The organism is Mycobacterium sp. pUA109 (genome assembly GCF_041287095.1).
Lineage (GTDB): Bacteria > Actinomycetota > Actinomycetes > Mycobacteriales > Mycobacteriaceae > Mycobacterium.
The window spans coordinates 1-24392 of sequence record NZ_JBGGKS010000002.1 but is presented as its reverse complement, the minus strand read 5'-3'; the positions used below and the strand labels follow the sequence as shown (position 1 = coordinate 24392).

Sequence of the window (24392 nt, the reverse complement as noted above, 5' to 3'; positions counted from 1 at the left end):
AGACTCGCCAGAGTGCTTATCGGTTCGCATGTCAGCCCGGTCGATCCGCTGGCCGCCGCCGCGGCCGACGGCGCCGACGTGGTGCAGATCTTTCTGGGCAACCCGCAAAGCTGGAAGGCCCCCAAACCGCGCGACGACGCCGCCGCGCTGCGCGAATCCAGCCTGCCGATCTACGTCCACGCCCCGTACCTGATCAACGTCGCCTCGGCCAACAACCGGGTCCGCATCCCGTCGCGCAAGATCCTGCAGCAGACCTGCGACGCCGCCGCCGACATCGCGGCCGCGGCGGTGATCGTGCACGGCGGGCACGCCGACGACAACGACTTCCAGGCCGGATTCGAGCGGTGGCGCAAAGCGCTCGACCAGCTGGAATCCGACGTCCCGGTGTACCTGGAGAACACCGCCGGCGGCGACCACGCGATGGCCCGCCACTTCGACACCATCGGCCGGCTGTGGGACCACATCGGCGACACCGGCATCGGTTTCTGCCTGGACACCTGCCACACCTGGGCCGCCGGGGAGGCGCTGCTGGACGCGGTGGACCGCATCAAGGCCATCACCGGGCGCATCGATTTGGTGCACTGCAACGACTCCAAGGACGCCGCCGGCTCCGGCCGGGACCGGCACGCGAATTTCGGTACCGGCCAGATCGATCCGCAGCTGCTGGTCGCGGTCGTCACCGCCGCCGACGCCCCGGTGATCTGCGAAACCGCCGAGGAAGGCCGCAAAGACGACATCGCCTTTCTGCGGGAACACGTCGGCTAGCCGAAGCCGCGCCGCAGGAAGTCCAGCAGGCGGCGGCTGGCCGGGGTGACCGCGGTGGGCCCCCAGGCCAGGGCGATCTCGCGCCGATAGGTATCCGGGCTGAGCGGGAGCTCGGCCGTGTGCGGGGTGCGGCGTTCGTCGTGCGGCAACAGTGCGATCCCCAGCCCGCGCCCGACCAGCTCGCGGATGGTGCCGAATTCGGTGATCTCCACCGCAATCTGCGGGCTGAAACCCGCGTCGGCGCACCAGGTTTCGGTCACCTGACGCAGATCGTAACTGGTCGGGTTGGCGATGAACGGTTCGTCACGCAGCTCGTCCAGCCGTAGCCGCCGGCGTGCGGTCAGCCGGTGGGAGGCGGGCAGCACCGCGTGGATCGGCTGCGTCCCGATCACCGTGTGCCGCACCCCGTCCGGCGGCGGGATCACCACCGCCACATCGAGGTCGCCGGCCCGCAGATCCGCGGTCAGCTCCGAGCCGTGGGCCTGTTTGATGCCCAGCCGGATTCCCGGCGCACGGCGGTGAAAGTCGGCGATCAGGGCCGGTATCCGACCCGAGCCCATGGTGAGCGGGAAGCCGAACCGCACCGCGCCGTGTTCGGGATCGGCTTCCCCTGCGACGGTCTCGATGCTGGCCTCCAGGGCGCGCAGCGGGTCGCGGGTCCGGTCGGCCAGCTCGACGGCCGCGGGCGTCAACCGCACCGTCCGGCCGTCCTGGATGATCAGCCGCACCCCGAGCGCCTTTTGCAGGGCGTGAATGCGCCGGCTCATTGACGACTGGGGGATCCCGAGGTTCTCGGCGGCGCGGGTCATGTGCCCGTCGTGGTTGGCCAGCTCCTCCAGGGCGCGCAGCTGCGGTGCCAACTGCCCCATCCATCGATCCATATACGCATGGTAATCAACACAACATTCATTGGACGGATCGAATGATCGCGGGTGATCCTGGGTTCATCAGCCCGCAGCAGAAAGGCGCTCGCCCATGACCACCATCCAGCCCACATCCGCGGACTACGACGCCGTGCTGATCGGCGGGGGCATCATGTCGGCGACGTTGGCGGCGATGCTGAGCCTGCTCGAACCGGGCTGGCGGATCGTGGTGATCGAGCGGGCCGCCGACATCGCCACCGAGAGCAGCGATCCGTGGAACAACGCCGGCACCGGTCATGCCGGCTACTGCGAGCTCAACTACGACGCCACCGCGGCCGCGCGGACGTCGCGCCAGTTCCACCTGTCCCGGCAATGGTGGGCGCACCTGGTGCGGCAGGGGCTGCTCGACCCGGACGCGTTCATCCATGCCGCCCCGCACCTGGATCTGGTCTTCGGCGCCCGCGACGCGGCCTACCTGCGCCACCGCTTCCAGACGCTGATCACCGATCCGCTGTTCGCCGACCTGGAATTCAGCGACGACCCGGCCACGATTGCGCGGTGGGCGCCGCTGGTGATGGCGGGCCGCACTCCGCACGAGCAGGTGGCCGCCACGCGGCACCCGGCCGGCACCGATGTCGACTTCGGGGCGCTCACCCGCGCCCTGACCGGCCTCGTCACCGGCAATGGAGGTCGGCTGCTCCTCGGCCACGAGGTGCGCACGCTGCGCCAAAACACCGACGGCAGCTGGCTGATCGGCGGCCGAAACACCGCGACCCGCCGCCGATTTGAGCTCCGGGGCGGATTCGTGTTCGTCGGGGCGGGCGGCTACGCGCTGCGGCTGCTGCAGCGTGCGCGGCTGCCGCAGGTGCGCGGTTACGGGGTGCTGCCGGTCGGCGCGGCGTTCCTGCGCTGCGCCGACCCGCAGGTGGTCGCCCGGCACCGGGTCAAGGTGTACGGCCAGCCGCCCGCCGGTGCGCCACCGATGTCGGTGCCGCATCTGGACCACCGCATCGTCAACGGGCAGCCGCAGCTGTTGTTCGGGCCGTACCCGACGTTCAGCACCAAACTGCTCAAACACGGCAGGCTCACCGACGTGTTCACCACCCTGCGGTGGCGCAACCTGCCGGTGCTGGTGGCCGCGCTCGCGCAGAACCGCGGATTGCTGCGGTACCTGATCACCGAACTGCTGCGGCCGCGGCGGGGGAAGTTCGCGCAGCTGCGCCGCTTTTACCCGACCGCCGACCCGCGGCAGTGGGAACTGGTGTCCGCGGGTCAACGCGCCCAATTGGTCACCCCCGACCCCGAACGCATCGGTGCCCTGCGCTGGGGCACCGAGCTGGTCGCCGCCGCCGACGGCAGCATCGCGGGACTGCTGGGCGCATCACCCGGAGCGTCGACGGCGGTGCCGATCATGCTGACCGCGCTGCAACGCTGCTTCCCCGACCGGTGGGCGCGGTCCTGGCGCGCCCGGCTCGAGGCCGCCATCCCGGGCCATGCCCTCGACGAGCCGTGGGGCAGCCGCACCGTCGACGACAGCTTCACCAGCACCGCGTCGGCGCTAGGCCTCACCTGACGAGCTATTACACCTCTTGTGCAGATGTCGGAAAAATGTAACATTGGTGCATGCCCGACACACACACCGTCACCAACCAGGTCCCCCCGCTGGAGGGCCATAACCCGGCGTCGTCGCCGGTGCTGATCGAGGCCCTGATCCGCGAGGGCGGCCAGTGGGGCGTCGACGAGGTCACCGAACTCGGCGCCATTTCCGGTTCCCGGCAGGCGCAACGCTGGGGCGAGTTGGCCGACCGCAACCGGCCGATCCTGCACACCCACGATGCCACCGGGCACCGCATCGACGAAGTCGAATACGACCCGGCCTACCACGAGCTGATGCGCACCGCGATCGCCCACGGCCTGCACGCCGCCCCGTGGGCCGACGACCGGGCCGGCGCGCACGTGGTCCGCGCCGCCAAGACCGCGGTGTGGACGGCCGAACCCGGGCACATGTGCCCGATCTCGATGACCTACGCCGTCGTGCCCGCGCTGCGCTACAACCCGGAGCTGGCCGCGGTCTATGAGCCGCTGCTGACCAGTCGCGGCTACGACCCCGAGCTGAAGGTGCCCACCACCAAGGTCGGGATCACCGCGGGCATGTCGATGACCGAAAAGCAGGGCGGCTCCGACGTGCGTGCCGGCACCACCGCGGCGGTGCCCAACGCGGACGGCAGCTACTCGCTGACCGGGCACAAGTGGTTCACCTCCGCGCCGATGTGCGACGTCTTCCTGGTGCTGGCGCAAGCCCCCGGCGGGCTGAGCTGCTTCCTTTTGCCGCGGGTGCTGCCCGACGGCACCCGCAACCGAATGTTCTTGCAGCGGTTGAAGGACAAACTCGGTAACCACGCCAACGCCTCGTCGGAGGTCGAGTACGACGGCGCGATCGCCTGGCTGGTCGGTGAGGAGGGTCGCGGGGTGGCCACCATCATCGAGATGGTGAACCTGACCCGGCTGGACTGTACGCTGGGCAGCGCCACCAGCATGCGCTCCGGGCTGACCCGCGCCATCTACCACACCCAGCACCGAAAAGCATTCGGCGACTACCTGATCGACCAACCGTTGATGCGCAACGTGCTGGCCGACCTGGCGGTGGAGGCCGAGGCCGCCACCATGGTGGCGATGCGGATGGCCGGGGCCACCGACGCCGCGATCCGCGGTGACGAACGCGAGGGGCTGCTGCGCCGCATCGGGCTGGCGGCGGCCAAGTACTGGGTGTGCAAGCGCTCCACCCCGCACGCCGCCGAGGCGCTGGAATGCCTGGGCGGCAACGGCTACATCGAGGACTCGCTGATGCCCCGGCTGTACCGGGAGGCGCCGCTGATGGGGATCTGGGAAGGCTCCGGCAACGTCAGCGCACTGGATACGTTGCGCGCCATGGTAACTCGGCCCGAATCCATCGAGACGCTGTTCGACGAGCTGGGTGCCACCGCCGGCCAGGACCGCCGGCTGGACGCCCACGTCGCCAAGCTGCGGCCGCAACTCGACGACCTGGACACCATCCAGTACCGGGCCCGCCAGATCGCCGAGAACATCTGCCTGGCGCTGCAAGGGTCGCTGCTGGTGCGGCACGGCCACCCCGCGGTGGCCGAGGCGTTTTTGGCCACCCGGCTGGGCGGCGACTGGGGCGGCGCGTTCGGCACGCTGCCCACCGGTCTGGACGTGGCGTCGATCCTGGAACGGGCGCTGGTCAAGGGATGACGCACGCCGGCGACGATGCAGAGCGCAGCGATGAGGAGGAGCGGCGCCGATGACCCACGCGATCAGGCCGGTCGACTTCGACAACCTCAAAACGATGACCTACGAGGTCACCGACCGAGTCGCCCGGATCACGTTCAACCGGCCCGAGAAGGGCAACGCGATCATCGCCGACACCCCGCTGGAGCTGTCCGCGCTCGTCGAGCGCGCCGACCTGGACCCCGATGTGCACGTGATCCTGGTGTCGGGCCGCGGCGAAGGCTTTTGCGCCGGTTTCGATCTCAGCGCCTACGCCGAGGGCTCGTCGTCGGCCGGGGGCGGCGGCACCTATAAGGGCACCGTGCTGGACGGCAAAACCCAGGCGGTCAACCACCTGCCCAACCAGCCGTGGGATCCGATGATCGACTACCAGATGATGAGCCGATTCGTGCGTGGCTTCTCGTCGCTGCTGCACGCCGACAAACCGACCGTCGTCAAGATCCACGGCTACTGCGTGGCCGGCGGCACCGACATCGCGCTGCACGCCGACCAGGTGATCGCCGCCGCCGACGCCAAGATCGGCTACCCGCCCACCCGGGTGTGGGGGGTGCCCGCCGCCGGGCTGTGGGCGCACCGGCTCGGCGACCAACGCGCCAAACGGCTGCTGCTGACCGGGGATTGCATCACCGGCGCGCAGGCCGCCGACTGGGGGCTGGCCGTGGAGGCCCCCGACCCGGCCGACCTCGATGAGCGCACCGAACGGCTGGTCGAGCGGATCGCGGCGATGCCGGTCAACCAGCTGATCATGGTCAAGCTGGCGCTCAACGCGCCGCTGCTCCAGCAGGGGGTCGCCACCAGTCAGATGGTCAGCACCGTGTTCGACGGCGTGGCCCGGCACACTCCCGAGGGGCACGCGTTTGTCGCCGACGCGGTGGCGCACGGTTTCCGCGATGCGGTGCGGCACCGCGACGAGCCGTTCGGCGACTACGGGCGCACCGCCTCCCAGGTGTAGCCGTGTCGCCCCTCCCCGCGAGCAGACGCAAAAGCCCCCAATTGGCCGCCGAATCGGGGGCTTTTGCGTCTGCTCGCCCACTGGCGCGGATGACGGCGCGGTCGGTGGTGCTGTCGGTGCTGCTCGGCGCCCACCCGGCTTGGGCCAGCGCGGCCGAACTCGTCCGGCTGACCGCCGATTTCGGCATCAAGGAGTCGACGCTGCGGGTGGCGCTGACCCGGATGGTCGGCGCCGGCGACCTGATCCGATCGGCCGACGGCTACCGGCTCTCGGAGCGACTGCTGGCCCGGCAACGCCGCCAGGACGACGCCATGCACCCGCGCACCCGCGACTGGAGCGGGCAGTGGACCATGCTGGTGATCACCAGTGTCGGCACCGACGCCCGCACCCGGTCGGCGCTGCGAACCACCCTGCAGCACAAACGCTTTGCCGAACTGCGCGAAGGCGTGTGGCTGCGCCCGGACAACCTGGACATCGAGCTGGAACCCGATGCCCGATCCCGGCTGCGGGTCTTGACCGCGCACGACGACGCGCCGGCCGCGCTGGCCGGTCAGCTGTGGGACCTGCCGGGCTGGGCGCGCGCCGGCGCGGAACTGCTCGACGCCATGGCCGTCGCCGACGACGTCCCGGCGCGCTTCGTGATCGCGGCCGCCATCGTGCGCCATCTGCTCACCGACCCGGTGCTGCCCGACGCGCTGCTCCCGCCCGGCTGGCCGGGCGCACGCCTGCGGGCCGCCTACACCGACTTCGCCGCGGAACTTAGCCAGCGGCGCGACCATGCAATGGAGGCAACATGACTGATCCGGTGCGGGTGGAACGCAACGGCCCGGTGGCCACGGTGATCCTCAACCGACCCGAAGCACGCAACGCCGTCAACGGGCCCACCGCCGCGGCGCTGTTCGCCGCGTTCGACGAATTCGACCGCGACGACACCGCCGCGGTGGCGGTGCTGTGGGGTGACGGCGGAACCTTTTGCGCCGGCGCGGATCTCAAGGCAATCGGCACCCCCGACGGCAACCCCGCACACCGCACCGGGCCGGGTCCGATGGGCCCGACGCGGATGGTGCTGTCCAAACCGGTGATCGCCGCGGTCAGCGGCTACGCGGTCGCCGGCGGCCTGGAGTTGGCGTTGTGGTGCGACCTGCGGGTCGCCGAGGAGGACGCGGTGTTCGGGGTGTTCTGCCGGCGGTGGGGGGTGCCGCTGATCGACGGCGGCACCGTCCGGTTGCCGCGGCTGATCGGGCACAGCCGCGCGATGGACATGATCCTGACCGGCCGCGCGGTCGGCGCCGCCGAAGCCCACGCCTTCGGCCTGGCCAACCGCGTGGTGCCGAAAGGTCAGGCCCGCGCCGCCGCCGAGGAGCTGGCCGCCCAACTGGCCGCGCTGCCGCAGCAGTGCCTGCGTTCGGACCGGATGTCGCAGCTGCACCAGTGGGGGAGGCCCGAATCCGAGGCGATGGACTACGAATTCGCCAGCCTGTCCCGGGTCGCGGCCGAATCCCTGGCCGGCGCGCAGCGCTTCGCCGCCGGCGCCGGCCGGCACGGCACCCCGGCCTGACACCCGGCGCCGCGCCCCGCCGCGGCGCCGAACGTGCGGCTAGGGCGGAGATTTCGCCGATTTTCCGCCCTCAGCGCACGTTCGGCGCAAAAGCCAAAAGCCAAAAGCCAAAAGCCAAAAGCCAAAGGCGCCAAAAGCCGAGAAGGATCAGCCCTTGTTGACGGTGTTGCCCGAGCCGTGGTCGTCGACCTTCGGGTCGCCGTTCTTGTAGGTGACGGTGTTGTTCATCCCGACGACGGTGAGCGACTCGTCGATCTTGTCGATGGTGATCTTGTTGTCCGCGCCGGCGACCCGCACCGTCTTACAGCTGCCGGTGACGGTCAGGGTGTTGTTGGAACCCCCCACATCCAGGGTCTTGCCGTCGGCGCAATCCAACTCGGCGGTGGTGCCGAACGAGCCGTAGTTGAGCGTGTCGCCGATCTCGAATTGGGCCGTCGTCTTCTTCGACGAGCTGCTGCCCGAGGCTTCCGGGTTGGTGGTCTTGGAACCGCCGCAACCGGCCAGGCCGATGACGGCCGCTACAACACCGACGACGATCACCGGGACATGGGTGCGCATCCGTGTGTCCTCCTTGCTCGATGGTTTAGGGCTCGATGGTTTAGGTCGGAACCCGCATGATCCGGTTGGTCATGGCCAGCTGGCGGCCGATGTCGGCGATATACGGGTCACCATTGTGGTAATACACCGTCTGGTCGTAGCCGTACACGGTGATGTCGTTGACGACGGTGTCGGCGATGACGACGTTGGACGACCCTTGGGTGGTCACCGCCCAGCAGGTGCCCAACGCGGTGATGACGTTCTGCGAGCCGTTGATCAGCAGCGTGGAGTCGTTGCAGTCCAGTGTCTGCACGATGCCCTGCCCGACGATGTGGGTGTCACCGTTTTTGGCATGCGCGGTGGGGGTGCTGGTGGGCAGCGATGGGATGGCCACCGCACCGACGGCCAGCGCCGCGCCCAGCGTCTTCCATTTCACGCCTGTGCCCCTCTCGTGATCCGTTCGGTGGGAGCCTACGTCCATCGGTGCGGGCGCGGACGACTTCACCCGAGGAATCCTTCGCCCCGCGCCGGGGTCCGCGTCGGTTGCCGCGCGGGCCCGCCGCGTCAACTAGAGTTCTTCGTCGATCGACCGTCCGGTCATCTCAACCGAAGGGCGACCGCCATGACAGCACGGCCAGAACCGCAGCCAGCGGGCGGCCGCCCGCGCGTGGGCGGGAAGGGGCCCGGCCGCTCGGTCAAGCTGAGCCGCGACGCCATCGTCAACGCCGCGCTGACCTTCCTGGACCGGGAAAGCTGGGACGCGCTGACCATCAACGCCCTGGCGACGCAGCTGGGCACCAAGGGCCCGTCGCTGTACAACCACGTGCACAGCCTCGACGACCTGCGCCGCGCGGTGCGGATGCGGGTCATCGACGACATCATCGGCATGTTGAACCGGGTCGGGGAGGGCCGTTCCCGCGACGACGCCGTGTTGGTGATGGCCGGCGCCTACCGCAGCTACGCCCACCACCACCCCGGGCGGTACTCGGCGTTCACCCGGATGCCGCTGGGCGGCGACGACCCCGAATACACCGCCGCGACCCGGGCGGCGGCCGCGCCGGTGATCGCGGTGCTGTCGTCCTACGGGCTAGAAGGCGACGAGGCGTTTTATGCGGCGCTGGAGTTCTGGTCGGCCATGCACGGTTTCGTGCTGCTGGAGATGACCGGCGTGATGGACGGCCTGGACACCGACGCGGTGTTCTCCGACATGGTGCTGCGGTTGGCGACCGGCCTGCAGCACCGCAGCGAGTAACCGCCGCCCCTGACGGATCCGGGGATTTCTGTAAACTCGGTGGGGCATCTGAACCCGGCCCGCGGAGCTGATCCCATGCCCGAGGAGTTCGAGCTCGAATCCCTCACCCACCTTGCCGTGATCCTGGCCTGGCTGGCCGGGGCCGTCGCCGTCGCGTACCTGCTGGGCTGGGGGTTGTCCTGGCTGCTGCAGCGCGTCGGGCGGCGCAGCGGACTGCTCACCGACGTCGCCGCCCTGACCCGGCGGCCGGTGCGCGCCACCCTGATGGTGATCGCGGCGCGCGCGGCGCTCGACGCCACCATCGCCGCGTCGGTGTCCTGGCGGGGCGCACTCGATCACCTGCTGCACATCCTGGTGATCGCCGCGCTGACCTGGCTGCTGGCCGCCCTGGTGCTGGTGGTGGAGCGCCGCGCCCTGGTCCGGTTCGCCGGCGGCGCGGCCGGCATGGCCGACGCCGACCGGCAGCGGCGCCGGATCCGCACCCAGGTCACCACGCTGCGTCGGCTCACCATCGCCGTCGTCGTCGTCCTCGGCGCGGCGGCGGCGCTGATGACCTTCCCGTCGTTCACCCAGCTCGGCAAGACGCTGTTCGCCTCGGCCGGCGTGCTGTCGGTGGTCGCCGGCCTGGCCGCCCAGACCTCGCTGGGGTCGGTGTTCGCCGGGATGCAGATCTCGTTTTCCGACGCGATCCGGGTCGGCGACGTCGTGGTGCTCGAAGGCCAGTGGGGCCGCATCGAGGAGATCACGCTGACCTACGTGGTGGCCGCGTTGTGGGATGAGCGTCGCCTGGTGCTGCCGACCACCTACTTCACCACCACCCCGTTCGAGAACTGGACCCGGCACGCGACCGAACTGCTCGGCACCGTCGAGCTCGACGTCGATTTCACCGTCCCGCTCGAACCGATGCGGGCCGAGCTGGACCGGCTGCTGGCCGACACCGACCTGTGGGATGGCCGGGCCGCGTCGCTGCAGGTGACCGACGCCGTCGGCGGGTTGCTGCGGGTGCGGATCCTGGTCAGCGCACCCGACTCCGGGGCGCTGTTCAGCTTGCGCTGCGCGGTCCGAGAAGGCATGGTCGACTGGTTGCGGCGCACCCATCCGGGCGCGCTGCCGCGGTGGCGGGTCGAACCGCCGCGGCCCGGTTTGGGGGCGGAACTCGTCGGCGCGACGCGGGGTCGGGGAGCCGCGGAATAGCGCCGCGACCGCTGCTTTGACCTGCCGGAGTGGCGGCGGGTATTGTGGTAGCTCGTGCCTGGCCGCTTGCGGCGCGTTTGGTGACATAAGACGCGCACGCCGGGCCAATTCGCATGTCCAGTGTGCAACGGAGCGAGTCCGTCACCGGCGCATGCGACACACCCGGACGCGGGGTAAAGCGGCCGGACATAACTGCAGTACACAGACTTGAAGCCGGATAGAGACGTCCAACGCACAACACAGGAAGCTGGTAGATGCCAACCATTCAGCAGCTGGTCCGCAAGGGTCGCCGCGACAAGATCGCCAAGGTCAAGACCGCGGCCCTCAAGGGCAGCCCGCAGCGTCGGGGCGTGTGCACGCGTGTGTACACCACCACCCCTAAGAAGCCGAACTCGGCGCTTCGGAAGGTTGCGCGTGTCAAGCTGACCAGCCAGGTCGAGGTCACCGCCTACATCCCGGGCGAGGGGCACAACCTGCAGGAGCACTCGATGGTGCTGGTGCGTGGCGGCCGGGTGAAGGACCTGCCCGGTGTGCGGTACAAGATCATCCGCGGCTCGCTGGACACCCAGGGTGTCAAGAACCGCAAGCAGGCTCGCAGCCGTTACGGCGCCAAGAAGGAGAAGAGCTAATGCCGCGCAAGGGGCCCGCGCCGAAGCGTCCGCTGGTCAATGACCCGGTCTACGGATCGCAACTGGTCACCCAGCTGGTCAACAAGGTGTTGCTGCAGGGGAAGAAATCGCTGGCCGAGCGCATTGTGTATGGCGCGCTCGAACAGGCCCGGGACAAGACCGGCACCGACCCGGTGGTGACCCTCAAGCGTGCGATGGACAACGTCAAGCCCTCCCTGGAGGTGCGCAGCCGCCGCGTCGGTGGTGCCACCTATCAGGTGCCGGTCGAGGTGCGGCCCGAGCGCTCCACCACGCTGGCGCTGCGTTGGCTGGTCAGCTTCTCGCGGCAGCGTCGGGAAAAGACGATGGTCGAGCGGCTGGCGAACGAGATCCTCGACGCCAGCAACGGCCTGGGGGCCTCCGTCAAGCGGCGTGAGGACACCCACAAGATGGCCGAGGCGAACCGGGCCTTCGCGCACTACCGCTGGTGATGTCCATCGCTGGCGGTGCCGTAGGCGCTTAGTCGGCGACAACCGACCGTGGCCGCCGCCGGCGACAACAGCAACCTAGTAACCGAAAGAGTGGGAAGACTTCTGTGGCACAGAAGGACGTGCTGACCGACCTGAGCAAGGTCCGCAACATCGGCATCATGGCGCACATCGATGCCGGTAAGACGACGACGACCGAGCGGATCCTGTACTACACCGGCGTCAACTACAAGATCGGTGAGACGCACGACGGCGCCTCCACCACCGACTGGATGGAACAGGAGCAGGAGCGCGGGATCACCATCACCTCCGCGGCGGTGACCTGCTTCTGGAACGACAACCAGATCAACATCATCGACACCCCGGGCCACGTCGACTTCACCGTCGAGGTGGAGCGCAGCCTGCGGGTGCTCGACGGCGCGGTCGCGGTGTTCGACGGCAAAGAGGGTGTGGAGCCGCAGTCCGAGCAGGTGTGGCGCCAGGCCGACAAGTACGACGTGCCGCGGATCTGCTTCGTCAACAAGATGGACAAGATCGGCGCCGACTTCTACTTCACCGTGCGCACCATCGAGGAGCGCCTCGGCGCCAAGCCGCTGGTGATCCAGTTGCCGATCGGCGCCGAAAGCGAGTTCGAGGGCATCGTCGACCTGGTCGAGATGAACGCCAAGGTGTGGCGCGGCGAGACCAAGCTCGGGGAGAAGTACGAGGTCACCGAGATCCCCGCCGACCTGGCCGAGAAGGCCGAGGACTACCGCAACCAGCTGCTGGAGGCCGTCGCCGAGACCGACGAGGAGCTGCTGGAGAAGTACCTGGGCGGCGAGGAACTGTCCGTCGCCGAGATCAAGGGCGCCATCCGCAAGCTGACGGTGGCCTCCGAGCTGTACCCGGTGCTGTGCGGCAGCGCGTTCAAGAACAAGGGCGTGCAGCCGATGCTCGACGCGGTCATCGACTACCTGCCCTCGCCGCTGGACGTCGAGTCCGTGCAGGGGCACGTGCCGGGCAAAGAAGACGAGATCATCACCCGCAAGCCCAGCACCGACGAGCCGTTCTCCGCGCTGGCGTTCAAGATCGCCGTGCACCCGTTCTTCGGCAAGCTGACCTACGTGCGGGTGTACTCCGGCAAGGTCGACTCCGGGGCGCAGGTCATCAACGCGACCAAGGGCAAAAAGGAGCGGCTGGGCAAGCTGTTCCAGATGCACGCCAACAAGGAGAACCCCGTCGACACCGCGTCGGCCGGGCACATCTACGCGATGATCGGGCTGAAGGACACCACCACCGGCGACACGCTGTGCGACCCCAACGACCAGATCGTGCTGGAGTCGATGACGTTCCCGGACCCGGTCATCGAGGTGGCGATCGAGCCCAAGACCAAGAGCGACCAGGAGAAGCTGTCGCTGTCGATCCAGAAGCTCGCCGAGGAGGACCCGACCTTCAAGGTGCACCTGGACCAGGAGACCGGCCAGACCGTGATCGGCGGGATGGGTGAGCTGCACCTGGACATCCTGGTCGACCGGATGCGGCGCGAGTTCAAGGTCGAGGCCAACGTCGGTAAGCCGCAGGTGGCCTACAAGGAGACCATCAAGCGCTCGGTGCAAAACGTCGAGTTCACCCACAAGAAGCAGACCGGTGGGTCGGGCCAGTTCGCGAAGGTCATCATCAACCTTGACCCGTTCGTCGGCGAGGAGGGCGCGACCTACGAGTTCGAGAACAAGGTCACCGGTGGTCGTATCCCGCGCGAATACATCCCGTCGGTGGACGCCGGGGCGCAGGACGCCATGCAGTACGGCGTGCTGGCCGGCTACCCGCTGGTGAACCTGAAGGTCACCCTGCTCGACGGTCAGTACCACGACGTCGACTCGTCCGAGATGGCGTTTAAGATCGCTGGTTCGCAGGCGCTGAAAAAGGCTGCCGCAGCGGCGCAGCCGGTGATCCTGGAACCGATCATGGCCGTCGAGGTCACCACGCCCGAGGACTACATGGGCGACGTGATCGGCGACCTGAACTCCCGCCGTGGCCAGATCCAGGCCATGGAAGAGCGCAGCGGTGCGCGTGTCGTCAAGGCGCACGTGCCGTTGTCGGAGATGTTCGGCTACGTCGGCGACCTTCGGTCGAAGACCCAGGGCCGGGCGAATTACTCGATGGTGTTCGATTCCTACGCCGAGGTTCCGGCGCAGGTCTCGAAGGAGATCATCGCGAAGGCGACGGGCGAGTAGTTCGTCCTGGCCGCTACGGTGGCATAACTGAAAAGATCAACCCTGCTGTAACTCAGCACCTACAGTCCAGGAGGACACACAAGTGGCGAAGGCGAAGTTCGAGCGGACGAAGCCGCACGTCAACATCGGGACCATTGGTCACGTTGACCACGGCAAGACCACACTGACCGCGGCTATCACCAAGGTCCTGCACGACAAGTACCCCGATTTGAACGAGTCGCGCGCATTCGACCAGATCGACAATGCGCCCGAGGAGCGTCAGCGCGGTATCACCATCAACATCTCCCACGTGGAGTACCAGACCGACAAGCGGCACTACGCCCACGTCGACGCCCCGGGGCACGCCGACTACATCAAGAACATGATCACCGGTGCCGCCCAGATGGACGGTGCGATCCTGGTGGTCGCCGCCACCGACGGCCCGATGCCGCAGACCCGCGAGCACGTGCTGCTGGCCCGTCAGGTCGGGGTGCCCTACATCCTGGTCGCGCTGAACAAGTCCGACGCCGTCGACGACGAGGAGCTGCTGGAGCTCGTCGAGATGGAGGTCCGCGAGCTGCTGGGCGCCCAGGAGTTCGACGAGGAGGCCCCGGTGATCCGGGTGTCGGCGCTCAAGGCGCTCGAGGGCGACGAGAAGTGGGTCAAGTCCGTCGAGGAGCTGATGGCCGCGGTCGACGAGTCGATCCCGGACCCGGTCCGCGACACCGACAAGCCGTTCCTGATGCCGGTCGAGGACGTGTTCACCATCACCGGTCGTGGCACCGTGGTCACCGGTCGTGTCGAGCGTGGCGTGATCAACGTCAACGAGGAAGTCGAGATCGTCGGCATCCGCAACGAGACCACCAAGACCACCGTCACCGGTGTGGAGATGTTCCGCAAGCTGCTCGACCAGGGTCAGGCCGGTGACAACGTCGGTCTGCTGCTGCGTGGTATCAAGCGTGAGGACGTCGAGCGCGGCCAGGTCGTGGTCAAGCCCGGCACCACCACCCCGCACACCGAGTTCGAGGGCCAGGCCTACATCCTGTCCAAGGACGAGGGCGGCCGGCACACGCCGTTCTTCACCAACTACCGTCCGCAGTTCTACTTCCGCACCACCGACGTGACCGGTGTGGTGACGCTGCCGGAGGGCACCGAGATGGTGATGCCCGGTGACAACACCGAGATGAGCGTGAAGCTGATCCAGCCCGTCGCCATGGACGAGGGTCTGCGGTTCGCGATCCGTGAAGGTGGCCGCACCGTCGGCGCCGGTCGGGTCACCAAGATCATCAAGTAGTTCCTGCGCGAGCAGACGTAAAAGCCCCCCGGCACTTCGGTGTCGGGGGGCTTTTACGTCTTGTCGATGCGGGCACCCCTACGTTGAGCGGCATTCTCACGACGCGTCGCGGGCGTGTTGCGTCGTGAGAATGCCGCTCGACGCCAGCAGACGGTAGAACACGTTCCAATTCCGGCTGCTAGCCTCATCGGGTGACCACCAATGGTGCTTTGCAGGGTCGGGTCGCCTTCGTCACCGGCGCCGCCCGCGGTCAGGGACGTGCGCATGCGGTGCGGTTGGCGCGGGAGGGCGCCGACATCATCGCCTCGGATATCTGCGCGGCGGTGTCCGACACCATCACCTACCCGGCGGCCACCGCCGACGACCTCGCCGAGACCGTGCGCGCGGTCGAGGCCGAAGGCCGCAAGGTGCTGGCCCGTGAGGTCGACATCCGCGATGACGCGGCGCTGCGGCAACTGGTCGGCGACGGCGTCGAGCAGTTCGGCCGCCTCGACATCCTGGTCGCCAACGCCGGGGTGCTGAGCTGGGGCCGGCTGTGGGAGCTGTCCGACGACCAGTGGAACAGCGTCGTCGACGTCAACCTGACCGGCACCTGGCGCACCGTGCGCGCGGTGCTACCCGCGATGATCGACGCCGGCAACGGCGGGTCGGTGATCGTGGTCAGCTCGTCGGCCGGGTTGAAGGCCACCCCGGGCAACGGGCACTACGCGGCGACCAAGTACGGGCTGGTGGCGCTGACCAACACGCTGGCGCTGGAAGCCGCCGAGTTCGGGATCCGGGTCAACTCGATCCACCCGTACTCGGTCGACACCCCGATGATCGAACCGGACGCCATGATGACGGTGTTCGCCGAGCACCCGAGCTATGTGCACAGCTTCGCCCCGATGCCGCTGCAACCGAACGGATTCATGACCCCCGAGGAGGTGTCCGACGTCGTGGTCTGGCTGGCCGGGGATGGCTCGGGAACCTTGTCGGGCGCCCAGATCCCGGTCGACAAGGGCGTGCTGAAGTACTGAGCGCCCGCTACGGCGCGCCCACCGCGTTCAGATTGCGCTGAGGGCTGTGGCCGCGGGCTGATCCACGACCCGCACCGCAACCTCAGCGGGGCACGGCGACGCCGCTCACGAATACAGCTCCAGCGTGCAACACTTCGCCGCACCGCCGCCCTTGAGCAGCTCGGACACGTCCACCCCGATCGGCTCGAAGCCGGCCGCGCGCAGCTGATCGGCGAAGCCGACCGCCGCGGACGGGTGGATGACGTGGTAGCTGTCCGAGACCGCGTTGAGCCCAAACACGTTGGCGTCGGCGTCGGCGACCACGATCGCATCGGGAAACAACTCGACCAACCGCGCTCGGGCGTCGGCGCTGAAGGCCGGCGGATAGTAGGCGACGGTGGTGTCGTCGAGCACCGTCAGCGCGGTGTCCAGGTGGTAGAAGTGCGGGTTGACCAATTCGAGGCTGACCACCGGGATCCCCACGATCTCGGCGACTTCGCGGTGGGCGCGCACATCGGTGCGGAAACCCGTTCCGCCCAACAGCTTTCCGTCCGCCAACAACAGGTCGCCCTGTCCTTCGTTGACGTGGCGGGTGGACACCGGTCGATACCCGTTGGCCACCATCCACTGCCGGTAGGCGTCGGCCTCGCCGGCGCGTTGCGGGTATTTGAACCGGGTGACGATCGCGGTCTGGTCGATGATCAACCCGCCGTTGGCGGCGTAGACCATATCCGGCAGACCGTCCACCGGCTCCACCACGTCGACGGTGTGGCCCAGCTGGCGGTAGATGTCATACAGCTGCTTCCACTGCGCCATCGCGACCGCGGCGTCGACGGGCACCGCGGTGTCCATCCACGGGTTGATCTCGTAGCTGACCGCGAAGAACGTGGGCGGGGTCATCACGTAGTGCCGGGCCCGGGGATGCCGTCGCACCCGGTTCCCGCCGGACGCCGCCGTAGCCACCGGGTCGGCGCAGAACGGCATAGGCCCACGATATGGGGGCCGCCGGGCGCAATCAAACACCGACGAACCGCGCCGGGGCGGACGGGTAGTCGACCACGCCGCGCGGCGATCGTGTAGAAACGCCAGGTGACCAGTAGCGCGTTGGGGGACCGACCCACACATGGCATCGTGATCGTCGGCGGGGGCCTGGCAGCCGCCCGCACCGCCGAGCAACTGCGTCGGGCCGACTACCGCGGTCCGCTCACCATCGTCAGCGACGAGGTGCACCTGCCCTACGACCGGCCCCCGCTGTCCAAGGAAGTGCTGCACAGCGGGGTCGACGACGTCACGCTCAAACCGCGCGAGTTCTACGACGAGAACGACATCACCCTGCGGCTGGGGTCGGCCGCCACCGGCGTCGACACCGCCGCGCAAACCGTGACGCTGGCCGACGGCGCCGTGCTCGGCTACGACGAGCTCGTCATCGCGACCGGGCTGGTGCCGCGGCGCATCCCGGCCTTTCCCGACCTGGAGGGCATCCGGGTGCTGCGGTCCTTCGACGAGGGCCTGGCCCTGCGCCGGCACGCCTCGGCCGCGCGGCGGGCGGTGGTGATCGGCGCCGGGTTCATCGGCTGCGAGGTGGCCGCCAGCCTGCGGGCGCTGGGCGTCGCGGTGGTGCTGGTCGAGCCGCAGCCCGCGCCGCTGGCCTCGGTGCTCGGCGAGCAGATCGGCGGGCTGGTGACCCGGCTGCACCGCGCCGAAGGGGTCGACGTGCGCACCGGGGTCGGGGTGGCCGAAGTCCGCGGCGACGACCACGTCGACACCGTGGTGCTGACCGACGGCGCCGAGCTGTCCGCCGATTTGGTGGTGGTCGGCATCGGGTCGCGCCCGGCCACCGAATGGCTGGACGGCAGCGGTATCGAGGTCGACAACGGGGTGATCTGCGACGCCGCCGGACGCACCAGCGCCGCAGGTGTGTGGGCCCTCGGCGACGTGGCGTCCTGGCGGGACTCGGCCGGACACCAAGTGCGGGTGGAGCATTGGAGTAACGTCGCCGAACAGGCCCGGGTGGTGGTGCCCGCGCTGCTGGGCCAAGACACCGAACCCAAGGTGGTGGTTCCGTACTTCTGGAGCGACCAGTACGACGTCAAGATTCAGTGTCTGGGCGAACCGCACGCCACCGACACCGTGCACCTGGTGGAGGACGACGGCCGCAAGTTCCTGGCCTACTACGAGCGCGACGGTGCCGTGGTCGGGGTGGTCGGCGGCGGGATGCCGGCCAAGGTGATGAAAACCCGCGCCAAAATCGCCGCCGGCGCGCCGATCTCGGACGTCCTGGGCTAACCTGCGGCGCGACCGGCTGTCCGGGTGATCGCGGCCGATCCGGGTGTGGGAGACTGCCCGCGACGGGGACAGGACCGGATTCGAGGAGCGGGAGTGGGGTCCAACCAAGATCCACCGGCGGGGGACGACCGGTCTGACGATGCGACGACGCCCGCGGGCGGCGAGCCGCCGGCGGACGCGGAGCCGCCTCGCGGCAGCATGCGCTTTCAGGACGCCGCCAGCACCCAACCCCGCCCGCCCACCGTCGCCGAGGCCCGGGCCCGCGACAAGGCGCTGCGCAAACAGCAGGAGCTGGAGGAGGCGCGGCAGGCGGCCGAGGCCAAACGGCGGGAGCGCAACAGCCGACTCATGGGTGGGGCGGCCGTGGTCGGCGTGGTCGGGGTGGTCGCCGCGCTCGGGTACTGGGCGCTCTCGCCGAGCCGGGTCACCGCGCAATGCGTCCGCGACGACCCCTACGGGCAGCCGGTGATCGTCGAGGACAGCTACTGCACCAGCCACGGCGGCGGCCTCAACGGCTTCTTCTACTACGGTGGGCATCAGTACCGCTACTACTACGGCAGTTCCGGCGGCATCGGGTCGCACCCGGTGGGCGGCACCACCACCGCGCCGAAGGGGGCGACGATCACAACGAAGTCCGGCACCACCATTCACCGCGGCGGCTTCGGCAGCAAAATCGGCGGCAGCACCGGCTCGTGACCGCCGGCGACGATGCAGAGCGCAGCGATGAGGAGGAGCGGCGCTGGTGAAACGCGTTAGGATCCAGCCGCGGCGCAACTGGCCGGCGATCGTGGAATCCCAGGGACTGGTCTATGGCACCCCGGCGCGGGACGCGGCCGGTGCGGACCGGCCGTACTGGGACGAGTCGGTGTACTACGAATTCGACATGGACGAGGTGTTGGCCTTAGAGGCCGACGTCGAACTGCTGCACTCGATGTGCCTGAACGCCGTCGAGCAGGTGGTGCTCACCGAGCGGTACGCGGACTTCGGTCTGCCGGAATGGAGTTGGCAGCCGATCGCCGAATCGTGGTACCGCTCGGACCCGCACGTGTACGGCCGGTTCGATTTGCGTTACGACGCGCGGGGACCGGCCAAGCTGCTGGAATACAACGCCGACACCCCCACCACGTTGCTGGAGGCGGCAATCCTGCAGTGGCACTGGCTCACCGACCGCTTCCCCGACGACGACCAGTGGAATTCGTTGCACGATCAGCTGGTTGAGCGCTGGAAGGCCGTGCGGGAGCTGTTGCCCACCAGCGAATTACATTTCTCGTGGACCGGTGCGGAATGGACCGGCGAGGACCAGATCACCACCACCTATATGCAGGAGACCGCGGCGGAGGCCGGTTTCGAGACGGTCGGGTTGACGATCGAGGACGTCGGCTGGGACAGCGCGCTGGACCGGTTCGTCGACCTCGAAGAGGCGCCCATCCACGCCATGTTCAAGCTGTACCCCTGGGAATGGGTGCTCGACGACGAGTTCGGCAAACACGCGGTGGAGACGCTGCCGACCACGATGTGGATCGAGCCGCTGTGGAAGACGCTGCTGTCCAACAAGGCGATCCTGGCGGTGCTGTGGCAGATGTATCCCGGGCACCCCAACCTGCTGCCCGCCTACCTCGACGACCCGCACGAACTCACCGAATACGTCCGCAAACCCAAGCTGGGGCGGGAAGGCGCCAACATCACCGTCGTCGGCGCCGGCATGGAGACCGCCACCGGCGGCGTCTACGGCGAGGAAGGTTTTGTCTACCAACTGCTGGACCCGCTGCCGCAGTTCGACGACATGCGGCCGGCGCTGGGCGCCTGGATCGTCGGCGATTCGTCGGCGGGGCTGGGCATTCGGGAAACCTCCGGGCTGATCACCGACAACGGCGCCGCTTTCATCCCGCACCGCATCCCGAAATGAATGGAGTCGAATCGATGACCGCATCCATCGTGGCACTGCAGCCCGATTATTGGAGCTCCCTGGGTCGCGGGGTCAGCGCCATCGTGCTGTATGCCATCGTCGGGCTGGTGCTGATGATGGTCGGGTTCCAAGCGATCGACCTGGCCACGCCGGGGCCGCTGCGCAAGATGGTCGCCGCGGGGAAACCGAACGCCATCATCGTGGCCGCCGCCGGGATGGTGTCGATGGCGCTCATCGTGGTGGTGGCGATCTACTCGTCGTACGGGAAGCTGGCCGAGGGGCTGATCGCCACCGCCGTGTACGGGCTGGTCGGGATCGCCGCGCAGGTCGGGATGATGCGGATCGCGGCCTTGGTGATCGGGGTGGGCATGGACGCCTTGTTCGAGTCCGACCAGTACCGCAACGAGGTGCTCACGGTGGCCGCCGCCCAGTTCGCGCTCGGCATGGTGGTCGGGGTCGCGATCCTGTGACCCGCGGGGCTATTCCCCGCGCAGCGAGTGCGGGGCGATGATCGCGGCGTCCAGGGTGGCCGCGTCGATGGTGCGGGGCCGGTAGGGCAGCGTCGCCAACCGGGCCCGCATCGCCGCGGCCGGATCGTCGTGCGGGTGCGCGAGACCCGACAAGAACGCCCACTCGTGCTCATCGCTGCCGAAGTAGACGACGGTGCCGAAGGTGTCGTGAAAGCGTCGCCACGACCGGAGCAGGGTTTCGTTGCGCCACACCGTTGGACAGCCCGCCTGGCCGACCACGACGCCACCCAGCTCCCGGCATCGTTGCAGGAAGTCGACGCCGTAAAGCCGGTTGTGCTGGGCGGGTTCGGTGCGCTCGTCGGGCAGGTCGACCACCACCACGTCGTAGGGCTCGGTGGCGTCGGCGACGAAACCCCAGCCGTCGCGGTAGTGCACGGTGACCGGTCCGAGTCCGTTTTCGGCGCGGCGCAATTCGTCGGGCGAGTAGCCGTAGGGCAGGTGCTCGGCGCATAACCGGACCGCGTCGCGGTCGATGTCGACGTGGTCGACGTGCGTCGCGCCGGCCAGCACCGCGAGCTGGCTGAGCACCCCTTCGCCGGAGCCGATGATCAGCACCCGATCCAGCGTGGCGGCCAACAGCAACGCCGGCACCAGCAGCGCCTCGTGGTAGACGAGCTGGCTGAACGCCGTGCTCTGGCGTTCCCCGTCGCTGAACAGGGCCACCCCCTGGGTGGTTCGGCCGATCACCAGGTGCTGGTATTCGGTGTGCACATCGCAGAGCACGTCGGACAGCTGCCAGCTGCGGGTCAGGCCCGGGGCGATCGGCTCGACAATCTCGGTGCCCGCACCGCGATACACCGTCCGGATGTCGCCGTGCGTCGCGGCGAGCTGCTTGCCCAGCAGCTGCACCGCCCGCTGTGCGTCGGCGGTGTCGCCGCAGGTGAACACGTCGACGAACATGGCGCCGCGCTCCGGGTAGCTGTGCATCGAGGCGTGGGATTCGGTGAGCAGCGCGACGACGGTCACCCCGTGCGGTTCGAAGCGCTTGTCGATCATGTCGCACACGGTGGCCCCGGCGCCGACCAGCGCCTCGTGCAGGATGCGCCGCAGCTGCCCGACGTCGTCGGCCAGCGCCGGGTCTAGCCCGCGGAACTCGGCCAGCACGTGGCGCCCGCCAAAGCGGCTACCCGGTCCGGACTGCATTGGGTGCCTCCAGGAAATGTGTTGACAGCGGGGGAAACCCGTTGAAACCCGTCGACGCGTAGCTCGCAGTGTAGGCACCGGCGGCGTCGATGGTGACGGTGTCACCGGCGGCCAGCGTGACCGGCAGCGGGTAACGCTGGTAGAGCACGTCGTCGCCGTCGCAGGTCGGTCCGGCGACGACGGCGTCGCCGAGCGGGTCGTGGTCCCGGTCGGTGCGCAGCCGGTAGCGGATGTATTCGTTCTCGGTTTCGGCGAGCCCGCCGTAGCGGCCGACGTCCAGATACACCCAGCGGCGACCGTCGGTTCCGGTGCGTACCGCCACCACCTCGCACCGGATGGTGCCGGCCGACGCCACCAGCAGACGCCCGGGTTCGAGAACCAGATGCGGTGGGGCAGCGCCGAAGTGACGGGTCAGCGCCGCGGCGATGACCTCGGCGATGCTGGGCAGGTCCGGGGCGGCGGCGGTGTAGCCGATCGGGAAGCCGCCGCCGGCGTTGAGCGTGGTGAGGCCACCCACCGCCGCGAAGATGTCGGCGGCGTGCGCGATGCCGAGCTCCCATGCGCTGGGGTCGAGCTGCTGGGAGCCGACGTGGAACGCCACCCCGTCCGGGTGCAGGCCCAGGCTTCGTGCTTGCTGCAACAGCCGGACGGCCGCGTCGGGCGCGCAGCCGAACTTGTCGCCGAACGGCGTCACCGAGGCGGGAAACGCCAGCGCGACACGGCATTCCAGGTGCGCTCCGGGGGCGTGCGCGGCGAGCGCGGCCAGCCCGTCGTGGGTGTCGACCGCGAACCGCCGCACCCCGCGGGACCAGGCGTAGGCCACATCGGACGCTTTTTTGACGGTGTTGCCGAAAGTTTGGATGCCGCCGTCGATTCCGGCGTCCGTGCAGGCGTCGATTTCTCCGATGGAGGCGACGTCGAACGCGGCGCCGGCCGCGGCCAGCAGCCGCAGGATCGGCTCGGCCGGATTCGCCTTGACCGCGTAGCGGATCTCCGCGCCGGGCAGCGCGGCGCGCAGGGCGCGGAAATTTTCGCGCACCCGGCCGAGGTCGATCGTCAGATACGGCGAGTCGGGCACACGGCGCAGACTACCGTGCCGGGCCGCGGCCAGGTCGGCGAGCAGACGCAAAAGCCCCCGTTGCGGGCCGAAATACGGGGCTTTTGCGTCTGCTCGCGCGTTAGCGTGCGCCCAGGTAGAACCGGCCACCCTGGTCGTCGAGGCACTCGGCGGTCAGCCCGTAGGGCTGGCGGACCGGCTCCTGCAGCACGGTGCCTCCGGCCGCCCGGACCGCCGCGACCGCGGCGTTGATGTCCCCGACCGTCCACATCGGCACCGTGAGCGGCTGCGGGCTGCCGCCCGCGACCCCGGCCATCGGATGCACCGGTGCGATCTGCCAGCCGTCGTCGACGTTGCCCGGCGCAAAGGTCCAGCCCAGCACCCGGCCGTAGAAATCCCGGAAGCTGGCCGAATCCGGCACATGGTAGGTGACATACGCCAGCTCGCCGGGCCTGGATCCGTTGCGCGTCGGGCGTTTCTGCTCGCCGGAGGACTGATAGACGGCGAACGCACCACCCTGCGGATCGGTGGCATTGAGCACGGCGCCGTGGCCGAAGTCATAGGTTTGGCCGGGTTTGCCGCCCGCCTCGGCGATGGCGTGCCGGGCGGCGTCTAGATCGGCGACCGCATAACAGCAGAACAACGTGGCAAGTTCGCCGGCGGCGAAAATGCCCGTGGGCAGACCGGCATTCGTCACCTGATGCGAAGAGGCGTCATACGTCCAGCCCAGCACCTGGCCGTAGAACGCTGCCGCGCGGTCGGCGTCGGGCGTCCACACCGACACGTAGCCGATGTCGCCGTGCTGAATCGCCGTGCCCGATTCCGGTATCGGGCCGATCAGCATCCACCGGTGCCCGAACGGGTCGGCGATGGTGGCGATCCGGTTGCCGTAGTTCTCGTAGGCCTCGCGCAGTACCTGCGCGTCGTGTTCCCGCGCCCGCGTCAGGACGGTGTCGGTGTCGGGGACGGGCAGCATCAGGCTGACGGAGACCGCGTCCGCGGACGGTGCCCGCAGGCCGAACTCGGGGTATTCGTCGGCCAGGTAGAGCACGCCATCGCCGATCGCCAGCTCCGCGTGCCCGACCCGACCGTCGTCCATCACAATCGGCTCCCCAACGACGGTGCCGCCGAAGATCCCGGTGTACCAGTCGAGGGCGCGCCGCGCGTCGGTGACGGCAAGGTAGGGCAGCGCGGCGGCGCGGGGTGCCGTGGGCGCGTTGCCTTTCGCGGTCGGCTCGCTCATGACAACTCCTTGGGTTCCGGTGGTAGGGGAGAGTGCAGCGTGCGGCCGCGGGGCAAACGCCACATCGTGCTCATCCCCCTATCGTCGCGGCGGCGGGCGCATTATTTGGCGGTTTCCCGACACGAGCGTGCGCAGATCCGGTGATTTGCGTGGCGTGTCGACCGGGGACACCTTCGTAAGGGGTTTTTGTCAAGGGGTTGGGGGGCTGTGCCCCGGTCCTCGTCTCTACGTAGTTCGTCAA

The 24392-nt window shown here is 68.9% G+C and carries 24 protein-coding genes; 17 read left to right on the top strand and 7 right to left on the bottom strand.

What is annotated here, in order from left to right; translation table 11 throughout:
• Positions 1 to 12: 12 nt before the first annotated feature.
• Positions 13 to 765, top strand: coding sequence for a deoxyribonuclease IV (locus ACAG26_RS02330; protein WP_370478913.1), 753 nt, complete (start codon positions 13 to 15; stop codon positions 763 to 765).
• On the opposite strand, the gene ACAG26_RS02325 is transcribed toward ACAG26_RS02330, so the two are convergent.
• Positions 762 to 1646: a LysR family transcriptional regulator gene (locus tag ACAG26_RS02325; RefSeq protein ID WP_370478909.1), complete on the bottom strand. Its 885-nt coding sequence runs from the start codon at positions 1644 to 1646 to the stop codon at positions 762 to 764. The genes ACAG26_RS02330 and ACAG26_RS02325 overlap by 4 nt on opposite strands.
• A 94-nt stretch (positions 1647 to 1740) precedes the next feature.
• Here ACAG26_RS02325 and ACAG26_RS02320 point away from each other — a divergent pair, with 94 nt between their 5' ends.
• From ACAG26_RS02320 to ACAG26_RS02300, 5 genes are all read left to right on the top strand, one after another.
• Positions 1741 to 3201, top strand: a complete 1461-nt coding sequence (locus ACAG26_RS02320) for a malate:quinone oxidoreductase (protein ID WP_370478907.1) — start codon at positions 1741 to 1743, stop codon at positions 3199 to 3201.
• A gap of 50 nt (positions 3202 to 3251) precedes the next feature.
• Positions 3252 to 4880, top strand: a complete 1629-nt coding sequence (locus ACAG26_RS02315; RefSeq protein ID WP_370478905.1) for an acyl-CoA dehydrogenase family protein — start codon at positions 3252 to 3254, stop codon at positions 4878 to 4880.
• A gap of 49 nt (positions 4881 to 4929) precedes the next feature.
• A complete protein-coding gene (locus ACAG26_RS02310; protein WP_370478902.1) occupies positions 4930 to 5868 on the top strand; it encodes a crotonase/enoyl-CoA hydratase family protein in 939 nt (312 codons plus the stop codon).
• Between the two features lie 80 nt (positions 5869 to 5948).
• Positions 5949 to 6665: a PaaX family transcriptional regulator C-terminal domain-containing protein gene (locus ACAG26_RS02305; protein WP_370479594.1), complete on the top strand. Its 717-nt coding sequence runs from the start codon at positions 5949 to 5951 to the stop codon at positions 6663 to 6665.
• The gene (locus tag ACAG26_RS02300; RefSeq protein ID WP_370478900.1) at positions 6662 to 7426 is read left to right on the top strand and encodes a crotonase/enoyl-CoA hydratase family protein; all 765 of its coding nucleotides are present in this window, start codon (positions 6662 to 6664) and stop codon (positions 7424 to 7426) included. Before ACAG26_RS02305 ends, ACAG26_RS02300 begins: the two co-directional genes overlap by 4 nt.
• A gap of 147 nt (positions 7427 to 7573) precedes the next feature.
• Here the strand turns inward: ACAG26_RS02300 and ACAG26_RS02295 are convergent, their stop codons facing one another.
• Together ACAG26_RS02295 and ACAG26_RS02290 are read right to left on the bottom strand one after the other, a co-directional pair.
• Positions 7574 to 7984 carry a DUF3060 domain-containing protein gene (locus ACAG26_RS02295; protein ID WP_370478898.1) on the bottom strand — a complete coding sequence of 137 codons (411 nt, stop codon included), beginning with the start codon at positions 7982 to 7984 and terminating at the stop codon, positions 7574 to 7576.
• 40 nt (positions 7985 to 8024) lie between these two features.
• Positions 8025 to 8399: a DUF3060 domain-containing protein gene (locus ACAG26_RS02290; RefSeq protein ID WP_370478896.1), complete on the bottom strand. Its 375-nt coding sequence runs from the start codon at positions 8397 to 8399 to the stop codon at positions 8025 to 8027.
• Between the two features lie 186 nt (positions 8400 to 8585).
• On the opposite strand from ACAG26_RS02290, the gene ACAG26_RS02285 reads away from it, so the two are divergent.
• The 7 genes from ACAG26_RS02285 to ACAG26_RS02255 all read left to right on the top strand — a co-directional run bounded on the left by ACAG26_RS02285 (position 8586) and on the right by ACAG26_RS02255 (position 16007).
• Positions 8586 to 9215: a TetR/AcrR family transcriptional regulator gene (locus ACAG26_RS02285; RefSeq protein ID WP_370478893.1), complete on the top strand. Its 630-nt coding sequence runs from the start codon at positions 8586 to 8588 to the stop codon at positions 9213 to 9215.
• A 75-nt stretch (positions 9216 to 9290) separates the two neighbouring features.
• Positions 9291 to 10409, top strand: a complete 1119-nt coding sequence (locus ACAG26_RS02280; RefSeq protein ID WP_370478891.1) for a mechanosensitive ion channel family protein — start codon at positions 9291 to 9293, stop codon at positions 10407 to 10409.
• Between the two features lie 254 nt (positions 10410 to 10663).
• Positions 10664 to 11038, top strand: a complete 375-nt coding sequence (gene rpsL, locus ACAG26_RS02275) for a 30S ribosomal protein S12 (protein ID WP_007167812.1) — start codon at positions 10664 to 10666, stop codon at positions 11036 to 11038.
• The gene (gene rpsG / locus ACAG26_RS02270; protein ID WP_071024158.1) at positions 11038 to 11508 is read left to right on the top strand and encodes a 30S ribosomal protein S7; all 471 of its coding nucleotides are present in this window, start codon (positions 11038 to 11040) and stop codon (positions 11506 to 11508) included. Before rpsL ends, rpsG begins: the two co-directional genes overlap by 1 nt.
• A 104-nt stretch (positions 11509 to 11612) precedes the next feature.
• A complete protein-coding gene (fusA, locus tag ACAG26_RS02265) occupies positions 11613 to 13718 on the top strand; it encodes an elongation factor G (RefSeq protein ID WP_370478887.1) in 2106 nt (701 codons plus the stop codon).
• 82 nt (positions 13719 to 13800) lie between these two features.
• Positions 13801 to 14991, top strand: coding sequence for an elongation factor Tu (gene tuf, locus ACAG26_RS02260; protein ID WP_071024155.1), 1191 nt, complete (start codon positions 13801 to 13803; stop codon positions 14989 to 14991).
• A 191-nt stretch (positions 14992 to 15182) separates the two neighbouring features.
• On the top strand, positions 15183 to 16007 hold the full coding sequence (locus tag ACAG26_RS02255) for a mycofactocin-coupled SDR family oxidoreductase (protein WP_370478884.1): 825 nt from the start codon (positions 15183 to 15185) through the stop codon (positions 16005 to 16007).
• Between the two features lie 105 nt (positions 16008 to 16112).
• Here ACAG26_RS02255 and ddaH read toward each other — a convergent pair whose 3' ends face one another.
• Complete coding sequence (gene ddaH / locus ACAG26_RS02250; protein WP_370478882.1) at positions 16113 to 16970, bottom strand: dimethylargininase; 858 nt, start codon at positions 16968 to 16970, stop codon at positions 16113 to 16115.
• A gap of 105 nt (positions 16971 to 17075) precedes the next feature.
• Here ddaH and ACAG26_RS02245 point away from each other — a divergent pair, with 105 nt between their 5' ends.
• The 4 genes from ACAG26_RS02245 (at position 17076) to ACAG26_RS02230 (ending at position 20648) form a co-directional block, all read left to right on the top strand.
• Positions 17076 to 18272, top strand: a complete 1197-nt coding sequence (locus ACAG26_RS02245; protein WP_370478880.1) for an NAD(P)/FAD-dependent oxidoreductase — start codon at positions 17076 to 17078, stop codon at positions 18270 to 18272.
• 198 nt (positions 18273 to 18470) lie between these two features.
• Positions 18471 to 18968: a hypothetical protein gene (locus ACAG26_RS02240; protein ID WP_370478878.1), complete on the top strand. Its 498-nt coding sequence runs from the start codon at positions 18471 to 18473 to the stop codon at positions 18966 to 18968.
• A 46-nt stretch (positions 18969 to 19014) separates the two neighbouring features.
• Positions 19015 to 20178, top strand: coding sequence for a glutathionylspermidine synthase family protein (locus tag ACAG26_RS02235; RefSeq protein WP_370478876.1), 1164 nt, complete (start codon positions 19015 to 19017; stop codon positions 20176 to 20178).
• A gap of 14 nt (positions 20179 to 20192) precedes the next feature.
• Positions 20193 to 20648, top strand: coding sequence for a DUF350 domain-containing protein (locus ACAG26_RS02230; RefSeq protein ID WP_071024146.1), 456 nt, complete (start codon positions 20193 to 20195; stop codon positions 20646 to 20648).
• 9 nt (positions 20649 to 20657) lie between these two features.
• Here the strand turns inward: ACAG26_RS02230 and speD are convergent, their stop codons facing one another.
• The 3 genes from speD to ACAG26_RS02215 all read right to left on the bottom strand — a co-directional run bounded on the left by speD (position 20658) and on the right by ACAG26_RS02215 (position 24151).
• Positions 20658 to 21851, bottom strand: a complete 1194-nt coding sequence (gene speD, locus ACAG26_RS02225; protein WP_370478874.1) for an adenosylmethionine decarboxylase — start codon at positions 21849 to 21851, stop codon at positions 20658 to 20660.
• Positions 21832 to 22929, bottom strand: coding sequence for a type III PLP-dependent enzyme (locus ACAG26_RS02220; protein WP_370478871.1), 1098 nt, complete (start codon positions 22927 to 22929; stop codon positions 21832 to 21834). The genes speD and ACAG26_RS02220 overlap by 20 nt, the downstream gene beginning before the upstream one ends.
• 100 nt (positions 22930 to 23029) lie before the next feature.
• Positions 23030 to 24151, bottom strand: coding sequence for a VOC family protein (locus ACAG26_RS02215; protein WP_370478869.1), 1122 nt, complete (start codon positions 24149 to 24151; stop codon positions 23030 to 23032).
• Positions 24152 to 24392: the final 241 nt, after the last annotated feature.